Origin of the sequence: Microcoleus pseudofavosus SVA1_A4 (assembly GCF_036700565.1) — a bacterium.
Lineage (GTDB): Bacteria > Cyanobacteriota > Cyanobacteriia > Cyanobacteriales > Microcoleaceae > Microcoleus.
In genome coordinates this window covers 12,923-30,377 of the sequence record NZ_JAUBPE010000019.1, presented here as the reverse complement: position 1 = coordinate 30,377, position 17,455 = coordinate 12,923, and the positions used below count along the sequence as shown (strand labels likewise).

Annotated in this window: 9 protein-coding genes and 2 pseudogenes; 7 read left to right on the top strand and 4 right to left on the bottom strand. The window is 42.9% G+C overall.

Features of this window, described 5'->3' with window-relative positions:
- Nucleotides 1–115 precede the first annotated feature (115 nt).
- A pseudogene (locus QUA02_RS10670) lies at nucleotides 116–725 on the top strand (Uma2 family endonuclease).
- Between the two features lie 117 nt (nucleotides 726–842).
- Entirely contained in the window at nucleotides 843–1,430 is a 588-nt protein-coding gene (locus QUA02_RS10665; protein WP_333027358.1) for a Uma2 family endonuclease, read from the top strand.
- Nucleotides 1,431–1,450: 20 nt separating this feature from the next.
- Here the strand turns inward: QUA02_RS10665 and QUA02_RS10660 are convergent, their stop codons facing one another.
- Entirely contained in the window at nucleotides 1,451–1,645 is a 195-nt protein-coding gene (locus QUA02_RS10660) for a hypothetical protein (protein WP_333027357.1), read from the bottom strand.
- A 213-nt stretch (nucleotides 1,646–1,858) separates the two neighbouring features.
- Between QUA02_RS10660 and QUA02_RS10655 the strand changes: the two genes are divergently transcribed.
- Complete coding sequence (locus QUA02_RS10655) at nucleotides 1,859–3,193, top strand: class I SAM-dependent methyltransferase (protein WP_333027356.1); 1,335 nt, start codon at nucleotides 1,859–1,861, stop codon at nucleotides 3,191–3,193.
- Nucleotides 3,194–3,319: 126 nt separating this feature from the next.
- Nucleotides 3,320–3,520, top strand: a pseudogene (locus QUA02_RS10650) (prepilin-type N-terminal cleavage/methylation domain-containing protein); the annotation flags it as partial.
- Between the two features lie 536 nt (nucleotides 3,521–4,056).
- On the opposite strand, the gene QUA02_RS10645 reads toward QUA02_RS10650, so the two are convergent.
- Nucleotides 4,057–4,245 (bottom strand): hypothetical protein, encoded by a 189-nt coding sequence (locus QUA02_RS10645; RefSeq protein WP_333027353.1) that lies wholly within the window; start codon nucleotides 4,243–4,245, stop codon nucleotides 4,057–4,059.
- A 127-nt stretch (nucleotides 4,246–4,372) separates the two neighbouring features.
- Between QUA02_RS10645 and QUA02_RS10640 the strand changes: the two genes are divergently transcribed.
- The 3 genes from QUA02_RS10640 (at nucleotide 4,373) to QUA02_RS10630 (ending at nucleotide 8,685) form a co-directional block, all read left to right on the top strand.
- On the top strand, nucleotides 4,373–5,692 hold the full coding sequence (locus QUA02_RS10640) for a class I SAM-dependent methyltransferase (RefSeq protein ID WP_333027350.1): 1,320 nt from the start codon (nucleotides 4,373–4,375) through the stop codon (nucleotides 5,690–5,692).
- A gap of 114 nt (nucleotides 5,693–5,806) precedes the next feature.
- Nucleotides 5,807–6,334, top strand: a complete 528-nt coding sequence (locus QUA02_RS10635) for a type IV pilin-like G/H family protein (RefSeq protein WP_333027349.1) — start codon at nucleotides 5,807–5,809, stop codon at nucleotides 6,332–6,334.
- A gap of 107 nt (nucleotides 6,335–6,441) precedes the next feature.
- Nucleotides 6,442–8,685: an O-linked N-acetylglucosamine transferase, SPINDLY family protein gene (locus tag QUA02_RS10630; protein ID WP_333027348.1), complete on the top strand. Its 2,244-nt coding sequence runs from the start codon at nucleotides 6,442–6,444 to the stop codon at nucleotides 8,683–8,685.
- 82 nt (nucleotides 8,686–8,767) lie between these two features.
- Here the strand turns inward: QUA02_RS10630 and QUA02_RS10625 are convergent, their stop codons facing one another.
- Together QUA02_RS10625 and QUA02_RS10620 are read right to left on the bottom strand one after the other, a co-directional pair.
- Complete coding sequence (locus tag QUA02_RS10625; RefSeq protein WP_333027345.1) at nucleotides 8,768–10,486, bottom strand: FkbM family methyltransferase; 1,719 nt, start codon at nucleotides 10,484–10,486, stop codon at nucleotides 8,768–8,770.
- Between the two features lie 45 nt (nucleotides 10,487–10,531).
- Nucleotides 10,532–17,365 carry an FkbM family methyltransferase gene (locus tag QUA02_RS10620; protein ID WP_333027343.1) on the bottom strand — a complete coding sequence of 2,278 codons (6,834 nt, stop codon included), beginning with the start codon at nucleotides 17,363–17,365 and terminating at the stop codon, nucleotides 10,532–10,534.
- Between the last annotated feature and the right edge of the window lie 90 nt (nucleotides 17,366–17,455).

Sequence of the window (17,455 nt, the reverse complement as noted above, 5' to 3'; positions counted from 1 at the left end):
AAGATTAGGAGAGGGGCAGGATTGAGAGCAAAGTACCAAACCTTTGTTTTTTTTTGCCAGATAGCCGATTTTAACTAAACTTACAATTAAGTTACATCCCGTTAAAACAGGATCTATGACCTACACCCCACCCAAATTACTTAGCTTTGAGGAGTTGATCGCCCAATATGGGGATAATACACGCTATGAACTAATTGACGGAGAACTCAGAGACATGGAACCTACTGGCCCTCACGAAGCTGTGGCCGGGAGTATTGCGGGTAGAATCTATATCGAAATCTTTCGGGATAATTTCAACTGGTTGGTGCCAAAAACTTGTCTGATAAAACCTCTATACGCAGAAGCTACAGCGCTGCGTCCTGACGTAGTTGTTTTAGAGCGAGCAGAACTTAGACAAGAACCACTTTGGCAAAAAGAACCAGTTATTTGTAACGGTAGTACCATTAAGCTTGTTGCTGAAGTGGTCAGTCAGCACTAATTGGCAAGATGATTGTGCAAGAAAAGTGGAGGAATACGCTTTTTTGAATATCCCTGAATATTGGATTGTGGACTTTAGGGGGTTGGGTGGTGGGCAATTTATAGGCAATCCAAAGCAACCGACTTTCACAGTCTGCCAGTTAGTTAATGGTGTATACCAGCAGCAACAATATCGCTTGGGAAATACTATTTTTTCTTACCTGTTTCCAAATTTACAACTGATCCTCGACGACATTATGCCGACTTGAAAGTCTCGCATCTCTCTTTTGTTGCCAGGGCGGTGTTTTCCATCTATCGCTCAACATTTTTTAAGAGGAAAGAGGCGATGAATGTTGTTTTAAACCCAGAACTTGATTGAGGTTCGCATGATGACACAGACACTCTTACAACCCCTAGACCAACGCTTCATTCACTCCGGGATTAGCTGGCAACAGTTCAAGCTAATTGAACAGGGGTTTTCTGACTCTCCAGGCATCAAGTTATTTTATTACAAAGGAGAGGTAGAAATCTTGGCAGTTTCGCCAGAACACGAATTTTTCAGTCGTACAATTTGTACGCTGCTGGCTATCTATTGTGCCGAAAATGAAATTGAGTTTGCACCTACGGGAAGTTTTACCCAAGAAAAGGAAGGGGTAGTGTCTGCACAAGCTGATGAATCTTATTTTATTGGCCGACGCATAACCCCAAATTCTCCCCCAGATTTATGTATGGAAGTTATCTTCACTAGCGGTACTGTCAAAAAATTGCAGCGCTATCGAGTATTGGGAGTTGCTGAAGTCGGGTTCTGGGAGGATGGTGTACTGGCTATGTATCGCTTGGGTGCTGAGGGTTATGAAAAAAATTATTCAAGTGTTGTTTGGCCAGATTTAGATATTAATTTACTGTGTCGCTGCTTGCTGATGGCTTCGAGTGTGGAAGTGATGAGGGAGTTTAGGAGGGGGATTTCTGGTTAGGGCGATCGCATTTTCCAGGCTCAGCTTGATTTTAGTATGTTGAGCGATCGCCAGCCGAGGATAGCAGCTAGGATGATACTGGGGGAAAAGACGGCGATTAGGGCGTTGAGGTCGGTAGAGGGGATGGATAAGCTAGGCCCTGCGTACTTGATGGCTAGGGAAAGGGTGGCGGAGAGGGTGAATACTTTGAGAATGGGGCTAATGTTGGTGTTCATGGACGTGGTAGTGGGTTGTATAATCTGTTGTTGTGCGAGGACTCGAAATATTGACCTTCACTATGATGCCAAGTCCCTGCCGTTGTGCCGTGTGGGGTTTGGGGCAAAGTGCGATCGCAACTACCTTTCGGGCGCCGCGTAGATAAGATACCTTCTCATCCTAAAATTAACGTATGTCACAGCGCAATTTGTTAGTAGCGGGAGCAATGTAGAATGAACAACCAATCATCTGAGATCATAGAAAAAATTCGCCAGCAATTTAACAGCGCTCCTTACCCGAGAATCCCACTCGAACAATCTCCTAAAGATAACTACCAGCTTCTCTATATTCATAACCTTATAACACCTTACTATTTAAGAAATCAAACAGTTATTGAAACTGAAGGAAAAATTATTTTAGATGCAGGCTGTGGCACCGGCTATAAATCCTTGACTTTAGCAGAAGCCAATCCAGGCGCTAAAATAGTTGGTATTGACTTATCAGAAGAATCGGTTAAGTTAGCCCGTCACCGTCTAGAATATCATGGGTTTGAGAATGCCGAGTTTCATGTGCTTTCAATTGAAGATTTGCCTAAATTAGGATTAGAGTATGACTATATTAATAGTGACGAAGTTCTTTATTTATTGCCAGATATAAAGGCGGGATTGAAAACACTTAAGTCTGTGCTAAAATATCAGGGAATAATTCGTGCTAATTTCCATAGTTCGCTACAGAGGTTTGCCTATTTTTGGGCTCAGGAAGTTTTCAAAATGATGGGATTGATGGACGAAAATCCCCGAGAGTTAGAAATGGAATTAGCCCGAGAAATTATGACCACTTTGAAAGATAATGTCATTCTCAAGAAACTCACCTGGAAGCCCGATGCTGCCCAGAGTGAAGAGTGGATGCTAATGAATTATTTATTTCAAGGCGATAAAGGCTACACTATCCCTGAAATGTTTTCGGCACTGCAAGCCGCTGATTTAGAGTTGGTCAGTATGGTGAATTGGCGGCAATGGGACTTGCTCGATCTTTTCAAAGAGCAAGACAATTTACCTGCTTTTCTAGCCATGAGCCTGCCAGAAATTTCTACAGAAGAGGGGCTGCATTTATGTGAATTGTTACATCCCGTCAACCGTTTAATTGACTTTTGGTGCGCTCATCCCGATCGGGCACAGCCATTTGTGCCGGTTGCTGAATGGACTTTATCTGACTGGCAGGATGCGCGGGTACACCTGCATCCTCAGCTAAAAACTCCCCAGGCGAGAGAAGACTTGATCCAGTGCATCACTAGCCAACAACCCTTCGAGATTAGCCGTTATGTCACTTTGCCCGCTTTAGTACCTATTTTCCTAGAAAGTTATATGGCTGCTTGCTTGCTACCGCTTTGGGAGGGCGCTTGTCCTGCGAAGTCCCTTGTGGAACGCTGGTTAAAGCTCAAACCCCTGCATCCCGTTACTCTAGAGCCTGTCAGCGAACAGGCAGCTTGGGAGGAAGTTAAAGAAGTCTTGAGTAGGCTGGAAGCGTTTCTTTACTTGCTTTTGGAGCGTTCACCCCGCCCTAGCTAAGTTTTTTTAGCACAGGGTGATATGAGAAGGAACGAAAGTGAGTAAGTTACATTCAGGAGTTAGAAATCAAGCATCCCACCCCTCAAGGAGAAACAAACCATGAAAACTTAATTAAAAGCCAAGTTCCTGCAACACCTCAATCAAAGAAGACAAGATAAAGGTTTTAGGCTGATTGAACTGTTGGTAGTTATCATCATTATCGGTATTCTTTCGGCTATTGCTTTGCCTGCATTCCTCAACCAAGCAAACAAAGCCAAGCAATCTGAAGCCAAGCAGTATATCACCTCGATCAACAAGGATCCGCAGGCTTACTATGCTGAGATGGGAGTCAAGGGTGATATCGCTAAGTTGTTCCTGTTCCACTACTGGAATTTGTGCGGTTCCAGATTCTGCTATTGCTTGGTGATTTTCCGCATTCAGCTTAATTCGATATTGAATCTGTGGCAAAATATCGCTCCACTGGCTTCGATTGAAGTTTTCCAATAAAATAATTTCCGGTTCTCCGTTAATATCTAAATCTTCTTCCATCAAAAGATTAATCACAATCCCTCATACAATTAAACTTGCATCTAACTCTGATTTTTCTAAAGGTTCGGTGCTATCTATTAAAAGAGTTAGGAAATCGCGATCCGGATGACTTACTAGACTCCTAATAATTAGTTATAATTCTAAATAAAGAAATTCTTCTGGTTGGTTTCAATCAGGAAAAATCAGCAAATTTAAGGGTTTCAGATTTAAGGTGGCTAGATCCATGTGATTGTCTGTCTCATCTATATTGCTGGGCATCGAGGGGTTTTGGTGTGAGTGTTCGATCGCCCCTGGTTTAATTTAACTCGTCTTTGGGCGCGATCGCCCTCCATCTCCTATCTTGGCTGTTGGCGCGATCGCCAGCCGAGGATAGCTGCTAGGATCAGACTCGGGGAAAACACAGCGATCAGGGCGTTGAGGTCGGTAGAGGGTATGGATAAGCTAGGCCCTGCGTACTTGATGGCGAGGGAAAGTGCGGCGGATAGGGTGAATACTTTGAGGATGGGGCTGATGTTGGTGTTCATGGAGGTGGTAGTTGGTTAGGCGATCGGGTTTTCAGAGTATTATTGCAAGTATGTGTTGCGGCCCGGCGGGCGATCGGCTATTTTCTGAGATACTAAGGTAATTTGCCAGCGTTGAGTGTAATTGAAAATGGATCACCAAAATTTAGAGTTAATAGAAAACATTCGCCAGCAATTTGACAATACTCCTTATCCCAGAATCCCGCTGGAACAATCTCCAAAGGAAAACAGTGAATTGCTCTACCTTCATAATCTTGTAACTGCTTATTACTTCAGAAATAGAAAAATTATCAATACCGAAGGTAAAGTAATCCTCGATGCGGGATGCGGCACCGGTTATAAATCCTTGGTTTTAGCTATAGCCAATCCGGGAGCGAAAATAGTAGGCATCGATTTATCAGAAGAATCTGTGAAACTAGCCGAGCAACGTTTACAGTATCATGGGGTTGCTAATGCAGAGTTTTATGCTTTGAAGATAGAAGAATTACCAAGTTTAGGGTTACAGTTTGACTATATTAATGCTGACGAAGTTCTGTATCTCTTACCCGATGCTATTGCTGGATTGCAGGCGATGAAGTCTGTTCTCGCTCCCGATGGCATCATCCGCACCAACCTTCACAGTTCAAATGGTAGAGCCGGAGTATTTCGCGCTCAAGCTGCTTTCAAAGCAATGGGATTAATGAATGGCTCTCCCGGAGAAGTGGAGATAGAAATAGTCCGGGAAACAATGGAAGCATTACAAGATGAAGTAGGGCTTAAGGCATTCACCTGGAATTCCGATCGCGCGCAGAATGAGGCATGGATTATGGCTAACTATTTATTAGTGGGTGATAAAGGTTGTACCATTCCTGAAGTGTTTGCAATGTTGAGAGGTGCTGATTTAGAGTTTATCAGTATGGTGGCTTGGCGCAGGTGGGAGTTGATGGATTTGTTCAAAGATCCAGATGATTTGCCTCCGTTTTTGGCGATGAGTCTGCCAGAAGCTTCTCTGGAAGAGCAACTGCATTTATTTGACTTGTTACATCCCCTGCACCGTTTGTTTGATTTCTGGTGCGGCAATCCCGATCGAACTCAGGCTTTTGTGCCCGTTGCGGAATGGACAGAAGCTCAATGGCGGGAAGCACGGGTACACCTGCACCCTCAACTGATGACTTCCCAGATTAAGGAAGATTTGAGTAATTGCATTGACAGCCAGACGCCGTTTGAGATTAGCCGTTATATTATTGTGCCAACTCTAGCGCCGGTGGCGATCGAGAGTAGAATGGCGGCTTGTTTGCTACCTCTTTGGGAGGGGCCGCAGTCTGTGGTGTCCCTAGTAGAACAGTGGCTCCAGATCAGATCCCAGATGGCTGTTAACCTAGAGCCTGTTAGTGATCAGAGTGCCATTGAGGAAGTCAAGGAACTGTTGACTAGGCTGGAAGTCTTTCTGTATGTGCTTTTGGAGCCTTAGAGCCAGGAGTTGAGAAAAAAAATAGTTTGGGGTGATATTAAAGCGCCGATAACTGGGTAAGTTACAGATAAGAGTTAGAAATCAAGCATCCCACCCCTCACGGAGAAAAGACTTATGAAGACTGAATTTAAAGCCAAGTTCCTGCAACACATCAACAAAAAAAGACAGGATCAAGGTTTCACCCTGATTGAACTGCTGGTTGTTATCATCATTATCGGTATTTTGTCTGCTATTGCTTTGCCTTCCTTCCTCAGCCAAGCTAACAAAGCCAAGCAGACAGAAGCTAAGCAGTATGTCAGTTCCATTAACAAGGGAGTACAAGCTTACTACGCAGAAAACACCAAATTTACAACAGATGTCAGCTTGTTGGGTCTTGGTCTCAAAACTTCGACCACTAACTATGGATACACCATTGGCGCTACAAGTACGAACGGAGTAACTTCAGCAGCAACTCCTAATGCGGCTACTTTAGCTTCGCTGAAGGGATATGCAGGAGCTGTAGCAGTGACTGCACCCGATGCTTCAGGGGCTTCAGGCACACAGACAATCCTTTGTGAAACGACGAGTCCTGGAGCTCCTGTAGCTATTACTCTTTCTGGTAGCAATACTGTTTGTAATGGTATGACGCTAGTTACTAAGTAACACCTTAGTACACAAGCATTGCTTGTGAAAAAGTACGAAAGAGCGGGTTAGCGTTATGTGCTGCCCGCTTTAGTGTAGATAGAAAACTGCTTTTATTGGCTGAGTTTATGATTTCTGACAATTTATTAGCACTTGCGCCAGATTGGCAGGAGAAAGCCGAGCAACTCCTGCTTAAAGAAAATTATGCTCAGGCAGCTATGCTCTACGAACAGGCAATTGCAGAGCAACCAAGCCAGAAGTCTTACTACTGGCACTTAGGATTGATATTGCTGTTGCAAGAACAAGAAGCAGAAGCTCAAACAACTTGGCTGCTGGCAATGGCTGAGGGTGAATCCGAAGAAATTGAACTCTGGACAGCAGAACTGTTGGAAGTGCTGGAAGCTGAGGCTGAACGACAACGGTTGGAGTTGACCAATTATCAAGTAGCTTGGGCGATTCGGCAGCACATCCGAGAAATCCATCCAGGGGATATTAATAACCTCTTGCATTCGGTTGGACTTTCCATGGTGCGAAAAACTTACAGAGGCGAAGAATCAGACGCTTTGGGCGCGATTATCACACTTCTAAAGTCTGAGCCCCCTATAGCAGTGGACTCAGACCTGCTGCTGCAAGTATGGAAGAGCGTTTTAGATTTTGCTCCATTCCACCCTTCATCATTTGAATTTACAGAAGCTTGTTTAAAATACGTTAAAGAACCTCTACCTGTTATTGAAAATTTACTTTTATTTGCCTATGATATAGCGTACTCAGGAAAGCAATTTCACTTAGCCACCCGCTATGTGGAACTCGCCTTGCAGTTAGAAGCTAAGCACCCAGAAATTTTGCGTGCTCTGGCTGGTTTTTACCAAGATATCGGGAATTTTTCTAAGGGGATAGAAACTGCTAAGCTATGCTACTCTGTGATGGAACAGTTGGTAGATAAAATTTTTGCTAATCACGTGCTGCTGCGCGGGCTGATGCTGGCTGGTGGTCATTGGGAAGATGCTTGGTCAGCGTTTGAGGCACACAAATTAATGATGGGGGCGCTCATTGAGGAATATCCAACCAATCTCGATTCAACTGCTGCGATTCGCTTGATGAGTTCGTTATTTTTCTTTCCTTACTTTGAAGATCTGCCTCAAGAAGCCGGGAGAATTCGCATCCAAATTGGTAATCTTTTTCAAGAAAATGTTGAAAATTATGCCAAGCCAGTAGTGGAGAAGTGTCGCCAGCGCTCGTTGCCCCTGCTTCAGGGAGGCAATCAAAAAAGACGTTATAAAGTTGGTTATTTATCTTATTGCTTACGTAGCCATTCTGTAGGATGGCTGGCTCGGTCGTTGTTTGAACATCACGACCGCGAGCGCTTTGAAATATGTGCTTATCTACTTGGATCAAAACTGACAAATGATCCAATGCAGCAATGGTATATTAGCAAATCTGACAAAGCTTTTAAACTAGGTATCTCTGGTATTGAAGCTGCTGAAAAGATTTACGAAGACGAAATAGATATATTGATCGATCTCGATAGCATTACGATGAATACTAGCTGTGAGGTAATGGCAATTAAGCCCGCCCCTGTACAAGTTAGTTGGCTGGGGTGGGATGCTTCTGGCGTACCAAATGTTGATTACTATATTGCAGATAATTACGTTTTACCGGAATCAGCACAGGATTATTACGCGGAAAAAATATGGCGATTGCCTGAAACTTATGTAGCAGTAGATGGTTTTGAAGTGGGAGTGCCGACGGTTCGACGCGATTCGCTAGATATTCCTAGCGATGCCGTCATATACTATTGCAGTCAGATGGGATACAAGTACAATCCCAACACAGCTCGCCTGCAAATGCAAATTATTAAAGCAGTCCCGAATAGCTACTTTGTAACTAAATGGTTTGCTGAGCAAGAATCGCTAAAAAACTTTTTTATTCAGATTGCCGAATCAGAGGGCGTGAGTGCGGATAGCTTGCGATTTTTGCCTCCATCCGCTTCAGAAGCCGTTCACCGAGCGAATTTAGGGATTGCTGATGTTGTACTCGATACTTATCCCTACAATGGAGCGACTACTACTCTAGAAACTCTCTGGATGTGCATTCCTCTGGTGACACGGGTAGGCGAGCAGTTTTCAGCACGCAACAGTTACGGGATGATGATGAATGCAGGTATAACTGAGGGGATTTCATGGACTGATGAAGAATATCTAGAGTGGGGGATTCGTTTAGGAAAAGATCCTGTTTTGCGGCAGAAAATATCTTGGAAATTGCGGCAGTCACGACAAACTGCTCCCCTCTGGAATGGTAAGCAATTTACGCGAGAGATGGAAAAAGCTTACGAGCAAATGTGGCAGAGATATGTTGAAAACTATCAGCAGTAGTAAGGAGATTTTGTAGAGTAATTATTGTACAATTCCGAGTATCGAAATTCACAATCAACGCTGTAAAATCCACGTCCAAATTTCAATGGCGCTGTTGCTTCAAGGGAATATCTTCAAGTAAAAGGATATTGTTCAACTCTTGTCGGGAAGCAATAAATACTGAGCGAACCAATGTTTCCGATGAAGATAAAGTCCAATCAATAGGAAACTGTTCGTGGTTAGGTTGGGTTATAGGCATATAAACGAACTCGAAGTATTGCTTTAGTTGATTGTACACCCACTTTCTAGTAGGTCGGCATCCATTACCGGATATAGCTTGCGATGGATAATCTGCTTTTTCTTTGCAAAAATTGATAGCTTCTTCTTCGCCAAACGAGACGGAGGTCTCTAGCAGCAGCATCTTTTGGCAACTGCGAGCCATAAACTCGATAGCTTGAGTGGGTGTTTGCAAGTGATACAGCAACCCGTAGCAGTAAACAATGTCAAATTGCTGATTTATTTTTAAATCTGGAGTCTCTAAATCTAGTTGTATTGTCTCAATATTGGGATAACGCGATCTAAGTATTTCCACGTTTGGCGGTCTACCTTCCGCGGCAACTACTTCACAGCTTCGATCCAGAAAAAAGCTTGTATGATCGCCAATTCCTGCTCCAAGTTCGAGTACAGTTTTCCCTACAATATCTAATCCTAAGCTTGCTAAATGTTCTAATCTTCTCTGGTTGTGTCGCAGATATTCATCGCAGTGGAACACCTTCATAGGATCGATAGGTCGTTCCTGCTGGTCTTTAGTGATAATATCAGCTTCACTGGGGATGAGAGAGTCAATATCATAACCATCAATATAATCTAAAATTCTGGAAACAGCAGGCAGAGAAGTTATTCCTTTGTTGACAAGCTCTGGAAATTGAGCCAAACTCTCCACGATATTGTGGGCAAAATTATAGTCAGGGTTGTTGCCGTACTGCAAAGTTAAATACTCTAATAACTCCAGAGTATAGTCGGGGAAATTGAGAATATCAGCAATGCAAGCTAATTTGAGAATTTTATCTGGTGTTTGTAGATTGTTTTCCAAGCCGTCTTCTATCAGATCCCGAAAGTAAAAAGCCTCTCCGTATAATAACTGTCCATCGCGAACTGTTGAACGAATGGGAGATATGCTCCGCAAGCGATAAGCTCGATCTAAATCGAACAAAGTAAATCCTTGTTCCCTGAGATAAATATCAACGTCCGCAAATAAAGGCTGATTTTTATAGAGGCGTGAAAACCCGACTTCAGCGTGCACAGCAAGAATAGACTGTCCCAAAATTTGAGAAGCACCTTGTAATACTTGTAATTCTGCGCCCTGAACGTCAACTTGCAAAAAGTCGATTTCCTCAATCCCTTCACTTTGACAAAACTCATCTAATGTAGTTGTTTCTATTCCCACATAAAAATCTAAGTTGACTAATTCTGACAACCCTGAAAACCGCTCTATATAAGGTTCATTAGGTGGGTACAGAGAGCTGCACATGGGATCCTTAGTTACATAAAGTGTAGATTCGCCTACCGAATTTGCTAGCGCTAGAGGAATATGTTTTTCTGTCCAATTTATTGGTTGAGCTTCCAGAGCAGTATTGCTAGCCTCACAAGCATCAGCATCAACATCAAATCCATAAATAGTCAGATGTGGTGCAAATATTTCCCAGCCTTTCTGACTATAGTCATCTTCACTGCTAACTTTGCGAGAGCCAACGTTACAAACTGTCATGTGAATCCGATCTAAATGACCGCTTCTCTTTAAACTGGGGAGAAATAATGACATAGCCTAAACTTTCCTTCCTTAATTAATTGAAATGTACTTTTAAGATTAAGAAATGAGATATATTTTGCTCTCAGGAACAGCGATAACATTTAGGTTTCCCTCCAACTCGTCAGATGAGTTTATAGGAATTAGTTCCTGCGCGTAAGGTTGATAGCGAAAGAGTTTATACCCTTTGCTTTTAAGATACTCAGCAACAGGTAAATTACTGCCTTTGCTCGAAGCGATATTTTCATAGAGGATGATAGGAAAAAATTCCGATAATATTTTTTCGCTACCTATTAAAACTGACATTTCGTGTCCTTCTGCATCTATTTTAAGGTAATCAACTCGGTTGACGTTTTCCTGCTCAACTAAACTGTCCAAAGTAAAACACGGGACTTCTTCAAAGGAACCAGGTTGCACTGGTTCTTCCACATCGCCAGTAACAATTTCGTTTAATTCGCTAGCAGTGTAAAGCTGCAATCGTGCTGTACCAATGCGATCACTCGCAGCCCCACGACATATTTTTACCCAATCTAACTCATTAATTCTACAGGTTTCTTCTAAGCAGCGCAAGCAACCTGAAAAAGGTTCAACTGCTAGTACACGACCTCTAGGCCCCACCCGTCGGGCAGCAGTAAAGGTATAGACCCCCACATTTGCGCCAACATCTATAACTGTCATGCCCGGTTTGAGGGAATTCCGCCAAAATTCCATTTCCTTTTCAAACCAATCCCCCTCTGCAAGCAGAACGGCTGTTACAATACTCCGAAAGCTAGGCTCAACGGCTAATAATAGCTTTTTTTCAACAGGCAGGTAAGTGATAGAAGAATTTACTCCTAACGTAGTCCATTTCCAATCAGGAGAAGTAGGCTCTTTTTTATAAAATTCACGAGCCTCATTTAGCCAGTGGCTAGCTGAATCTCTATCCTGTATATCTCGATAAGCGAGGTAGAGAGCTTGAAAAATCTGCGGTGACTGGGGCGCTAGCTGCTTGGCTTGGTGCAGGGATACAAGTCCTTCCCTTAAATTGTTAACCATCCACGAAACTCCTAGTTTAAACTTGATGGAACTCGAATCTGGTAAAATCTTCTCTGCTAGATTCAGTAGTCGGAGTCCACCTGCTCCAGAAAATACAAGGGGAGTTCGACATAGCACTTCGCTTAAAAGGAAAAATGCCTGAGTATAAGCATCTGTTGCTTGAAGTAAATGTGTCAATTGCTCAGCCAGAGTATTAACCAAACTGTTGCGCGGTGAAGGTAGGTAAACCAGTGCAGAGGGAAGTTTCTCTGTGGTACTGTAAACATTGGGGACGGTGTTAATCAAAGCAGGAAAAGCAAGTTCTATAGCTTGCGACATTTCTCCAGTCATCGTCAAGAGGAGAGCTAAATGAGCCATACAGAGAGGATAGCTATCTTGCTCTATTCCTTGGTTTAAGGCTTCTAAAGCCATATTGAGATAGAGTTGGCGCTCTGATAAGTCCTCAGACTGTTCTGCTACGATCAAAGCTAATACTGCAACGTTGTTTAAGTCTGTGCTAGAGGTAGGTTCTTCCCAGCAGGTGCTTTCAAGGATTGTCGCTACACGAGCTAGAGAATTTGCATCCAGACTAGGACAATTATGATAAACATAGTCCGTATATCTATCGTTCAAGTCGCGAGAAGAATCCATCGATATAGCCTCTACTTGCTCTCCGCTTATCTCGCAATTTTCTTCAGGGTAGAGGGGGAGGGCGAGTGCTTTAGTATGAGCAATCGCCTGTATATTTTCACGTTCCATAGAGATGCGAGCCTGAACTCGAGATAACAAAGCTTTCCATTGTACTTCACTCAGCCTTCCAAGAATAGTAATTTCTGGCGCTGTGCTAATATTAGTATCCTCCTTCATCAGAAGACTCATCACTGCGCCAGAAACAACTAAATCTGCATCAATTTCTGAAGCTTCAGTCAGATTACTGGTATCAATTAAGAGATTGAGGTTGTTACTATCAGAGTGTGTTATTACTTTCCGTATTGCCTCTTCCATTTGGAAAAAGAGAGTTTCTTCTGCCTGCTCCCAGTCAGGGAAAATAATGAAATTAATATCTCTAAGTTTAAGAGGCAATAGGCTAGCCTGAATCAAAGCATAACTGACTTCTTTGCTCATTTTTGACCATAAAAACTTTTTGGCTTGCTCAATTCCGGCAGCTATCAAAGCTTCGCGCACTTCTGGCTTTTGAATGTTAATAAGTGCGATAGTCATCTCCTCAACATCATCATCCGGAACATATAAAGCTGCCTCTCCCGCCACTTCCGGTATAGAAGCATTGGGACAAGTAATCACTGGACATCCGCAAGCCATTGCTTCTAAAATCGGCAAGCCAAAGCCTTCATACTGGGACGGATAAACCAGCGCAACAGCACCGGAAAAAGCTGCTTTTAACTCTTCATCGCTGAGAGGAAGCTTATGCACTGTACTTCCTGAAGTGTAAGGTTCAAACTCATCCTTTGTTAAAGCGCTGTGAGCTGTGCAGACAATATCAAATTCTGGTTGATTGGGCAGTTGCGCGAAAGCTTGCAAGAATAAGGGTGCATTTTTATGACCGCCCGCGGCACCCACCATCATAAAGTAAGGCTTTGAGCGATTATATTTAATCTTAAAATGCTCAATTTCCTCTAGGCTAGCTGGCAAGAAATTTTTGGAAACTCCACAATGAGCGACTGTTACTAACTCTGGGGCAATATCAGGAAAAAACTTTAATAAGTCTGATGCTGTATTGTGGGAAATAGTAATGTATGCAGATGCGTGGCGGATGCCGTAATGTTTCTCGCGCCACATGGGTTCATCAAGATTTGTCTCAAAGACTTCAGGAGTCATGTCATAGGCGGTAAAGACGGAAGGTGTTGATAGTGGCGTTGTGTAGTAAGTTGAGATAAATAAGTCAGCTTCCAGTTCTTCACAGACTTGCTGGAGCATTTCGCGATCGTTATCCGTCTTCTCATAGTCGTAAGCAGGAACCGGGCAATAGGCAATACCAGGAATTTTGGGGGCTGTTCCGGCGCGATCGAGTACAATAATATGCTTGGCAAAATCCTGATTCACCCACTCTTCTAAGAGCGATCGCCACACCCGCGCAATTCCCGTATTGTAAAGCTGGAAAAATACACCATCAACAATAATCCTTGGGGTCACTTTTTCAATACTAGCTGCTGCTCTTTGCGACTTGTCTGAGTGTGCAAACTGCCACATATTTCTGTCCTTTTCTCGCCGCGCGATCGGTGCTATTCCCAGTGCCTCTGCGGTATTAACCAACGTCCCGTCTGACACCCAGGAAAAATAATTGCCTAGGCGCACGGGAAAACTCGTTGCAGCTTGCAGTGACATCCATTCAGCCCGTGCATTTTTGTAACCGTAATAGCGTTCCTTAAAGCGCAGTTGCTCTGGCGTCACATAAGCAAAGTGTTGAAATACCAAGCCCTGTTTTTCGGTTTCTTCGTGAAGGAAAGGATTGACAGTAGCAATATCCCTAACTTCACCGTCTGCCAAAGGCTCAACTAAGCTGGGGGGCGAATGTCTTTTCCACCTCGCTCCCGGTTTATACCTCCAAGTCCGCAACCATTCCTGCTGGGGATGCTGAGAATAACAGTTGCGCGTGCTCACAGCCAGGTTTTCTCCGACAAAAAACCAGCACCAGTAGTAAGCTGCTGTTTTTTCTGGATGGTCTGTAAACATCTGCCGGACAGTACAAATCTGCTCAACCGTCCACAGTTCATCTACATCTACTTGCCACAGCAAACACTCCTGATTAATCCTTTCCAAGGGTGCATTGACCATTTCTAGTTTTCCATCCCAGAAAACTCCCGCTCCTTTCCGATAAATTGTTACATTCTCTGGATAGAGTTGCGCCAGTTCATCTAAGTATTCTGTTGTCCCGTCTTTGCTGCGACCGTTGTCGTGAAGCTCATCGGTAATCTGCCCGCCGAATTTAAGCATCCAAGCACTATCGTGTTTTTGCTCAGCTACACCCTCAACAATATGCCAGTGCCACTTGAAGGGCAGTTGTTTAAATACTTCTATGTGGTAGCGGATAAAAGGCTCACCGTTGAGGACTATTGTCAAAAAGTTAATTGGCATATAATTACGCAAAATCGTTTCGCTATTCCACGGCTCGAAAGGAATGAGTTTTTGGGCAGACAAGTGCGGACGAAAGAAAAATTTGCCTTTTTCATTGAGCATACAAGCTGCAAAGGAAAATGAGCTATTTGAAATGGCTACAATATCGCACTGGCTCAACAAATAAAAATCTGGATAAAATTCTGCTTCCGGTAACTCCAAACCTAAATCTTTCGTCGTGATGGGATTATACTCCTCAAAATCACTTAAAACTTTTGCCGGTTCGTCGCTGGCAATAAATAGTATTGGTTCGTCGAGGGTTTCCCACAAACCTTTTAGCCATTCCTTGTACCATTCGCTCGGTGCGATGAAGAAATCGCTGTAGCCGTAGTCTCCGTGCCGCAAATGCAAACCGACGATGGTTTTGCCGCGCGATCGCAGACGGGCGATCGCTTCCTTCATTTTCGTTTCTATTTCCCGTACAGGTTTGAACAGGGAGCGGAAATACTCTTGGTGCGGTTGATAATACTTTGTGTGATATTGAAAATAACCCCAAAAGTTAACATTTTTGAAGGTTTCTTTGGCGTTTGGTATGCGAGCTTCTAAAAGGCTATTAGTTTCTTCGCTAACTACAGGTAACTCCTGAGAAATTGGCTGCTCTTTGCAACCAAAGAGAGCCTGACCAATCCAGGCTGGTGTCTCTACTCTCAAGTTATGTTTTTTTGCGTATATTTTCAAGAAGGCATACTGAAATATTTGATTGGCAAACCGCCCGTTTCTGCCAAGCGTGGACATTGTAATTACTGGCTTTTTCACATAAAACGCATCGCCCCAAGATGGATGGTATGGTGTTGCAGTTGCGGCGCGATCGAAACCGCACATCTCCAGAAAATCATCGATTTCGTCAATTAAAGCGCAGCCTTCATAGAGTTCTTCATAATTAACTTCCGTATTTATTGCTTCTATGTGTCTGAGAACATTCGTTGCTCCCTGCAAAGCCAATAGCTCTGCACCTTGAATGTCAATGTTTAATATATTAAAATCGGCGGGATTAATTTGAAGTTCTTCTAGAAGTGTATCCAGAGTTCTCGACTCCACAACTACACGCTCAACTTCCTTAATTTCTGGATAAAACCTTTGATGCTCCTTCAATGGTAAGATAGAACTGCTTTGATCCATAGAAGTTACATACAATGTGCTTGTGCCGTTGATGTTGCTAATGGCACAATTTACCGCTAGCACGTTAGGAAAACCAGCTATATTGGTTTTCAAACGTTCAAACACAGCAGGGTTGGCTTCAACAAACAGTACCCTTTGCACCCCCATTGCTCGGTATCTTGCCATTTCCTTGCCTTCGTGTGCCCCAATGTGAATAATGCCGCGCGGTGCAACAGAATGTTTTCCGCAAAGCTGCTGCAAATCGAGCAGATTTGGTGCTTCACTAAAAATCAAAGCTGTGAACCTCTCGTTCACCGCTAAAAAGTTGCTATACTCGTAATTCTCATATTCTGGTAAAAACTCGGGTAAGGGTTGTAAAGCATTTGGCAGTATTTTAAAGATTGTATAACGAAATTTTTGTAAATGCTCGAATACTTGTTTTAATGTGATGTTGGCATCAACAAATGTTCCGCCATACTCAAACTGAATATAATCTACTTTGCCTTTTTGCAAGAGGTTAGTTGCTCCGTGAAGGACTTCTAGTTCGCCGCCTTCTGTATCAATTTTTAAGAAATTAATTCGCTTTATAGCCCTTGTTTGGACATAATCATCAAGAGTAGCTGTTAAAACATGAAATGGCTTAGGTGAATGAATATTATACTGTTTTTCGATTTCAAATCGGCGGTGAAATGTACTCCACCCAGAAAATCTATCGTAATAATAAAATTCCCTGATTTCCTGTTGGTGTGCTATTGCCAAGTTGTTTAACAGGAGTTGACCGCTTTTAATCGGTTCAGCCAGGTTTTGTAGAAGTGTTTGATATATAGGTGGTGCTGGCTCAAACAAATGGATTTGAACGTCAGGGCATATCTTTAATACTTGATTTGTCCAGCTACCTATGTTTGCGCCAATATCGAAAACGACATTACCGGAAGCAATAAAATTTTCTATAATCTTTAATTCATAGTTATTGATAGACTCTCCCTGATTAATATTATTAGCAGACACCCCAGTGCTTTGATGATTTTGTTCCGGCTTCCCGGTGCCTGTATTGCCTAAACTTGCGATCCAATTTTGGCAATACTGAACAATTAGTTCTTTTGCCAGCGCCGGAACAGCAATAATAACATCATCAATAATTACAATATGCCTGCTGTTTTTTCCTAAATTCAACAAATTTAATACTACGCTAATATCCGGCCATTGTTGAGGTGAATGGGGCTGCGGTGGAGGAGCTAAAAACAATCGGGCATCATCAATAAAAATAAAGTGTTCGCAGTCGGAGCGGTTGATTATTTCGATTTCTGCGAGTAAGGGACACTCATCGATTTCTCCATAGGTTGGCCCTCCGCTCCAATGAGCGTCTAGCCAGAATAAACTTGGGTTTTGAAGTTGTGATACTGTACGATAGAGAAGCTTTCTGGTATCACCGTACAAAAAGTCTATGTTTTTGATATGACCGTATTTTTCTGTAACTTTTTGATAAAGGTCTTGAGAATACTCTATTGTAAAAACTTGTTCAAATACTTGGCTTGCCCAGTATGCTGTATGACCTTGATAGGTTCCTGTTTCAATAAAATTATTAATACCGTAAGCTGCTTTTAGTTGGGAGATGATTTCTATTGGTGGCCCCATGCGTACTATGCCCATATTCAATCCTTTTGTGAAACTAAGCCGGGTATTTTAATTAGGAAGCTGCATTTAATTTAAGGATTTTCAATCAATCTTACTAAAAAAATT

What these genes read in the sequence shown, in the direction of transcription:
- QUA02_RS10665 (WP_333027358.1), top strand. Translation starts at nt 843, where the DNA reads ATGATGACACAGACACTCTTACAACCCCTAGACCAACGCTTCATTCAC.
- QUA02_RS10660 (WP_333027357.1), bottom strand. Translation starts at nt 1,645, where the DNA reads ATGAACACCAACATTAGCCCCATTCTCAAAGTATTCACCCTCTCCGCC.
- QUA02_RS10655 (WP_333027356.1), top strand. Translation starts at nt 1,859, where the DNA reads ATGAACAACCAATCATCTGAGATCATAGAAAAAATTCGCCAGCAATTT.
- QUA02_RS10645 (WP_333027353.1), bottom strand. Translation starts at nt 4,245, where the DNA reads ATGAACACCAACATCAGCCCCATCCTCAAAGTATTCACCCTATCCGCC.
- QUA02_RS10640 (WP_333027350.1), top strand. Translation starts at nt 4,373, where the DNA reads ATGGATCACCAAAATTTAGAGTTAATAGAAAACATTCGCCAGCAATTT.
- QUA02_RS10635 (WP_333027349.1), top strand. Translation starts at nt 5,807, where the DNA reads ATGAAGACTGAATTTAAAGCCAAGTTCCTGCAACACATCAACAAAAAA.
- QUA02_RS10630 (WP_333027348.1), top strand. Translation starts at nt 6,442, where the DNA reads ATGATTTCTGACAATTTATTAGCACTTGCGCCAGATTGGCAGGAGAAA.
- QUA02_RS10625 (WP_333027345.1), bottom strand. Translation starts at nt 10,486, where the DNA reads ATGTCATTATTTCTCCCCAGTTTAAAGAGAAGCGGTCATTTAGATCGG.
- QUA02_RS10620 (WP_333027343.1), bottom strand. Translation starts at nt 17,365, where the DNA reads ATGGGCATAGTACGCATGGGGCCACCAATAGAAATCATCTCCCAACTA.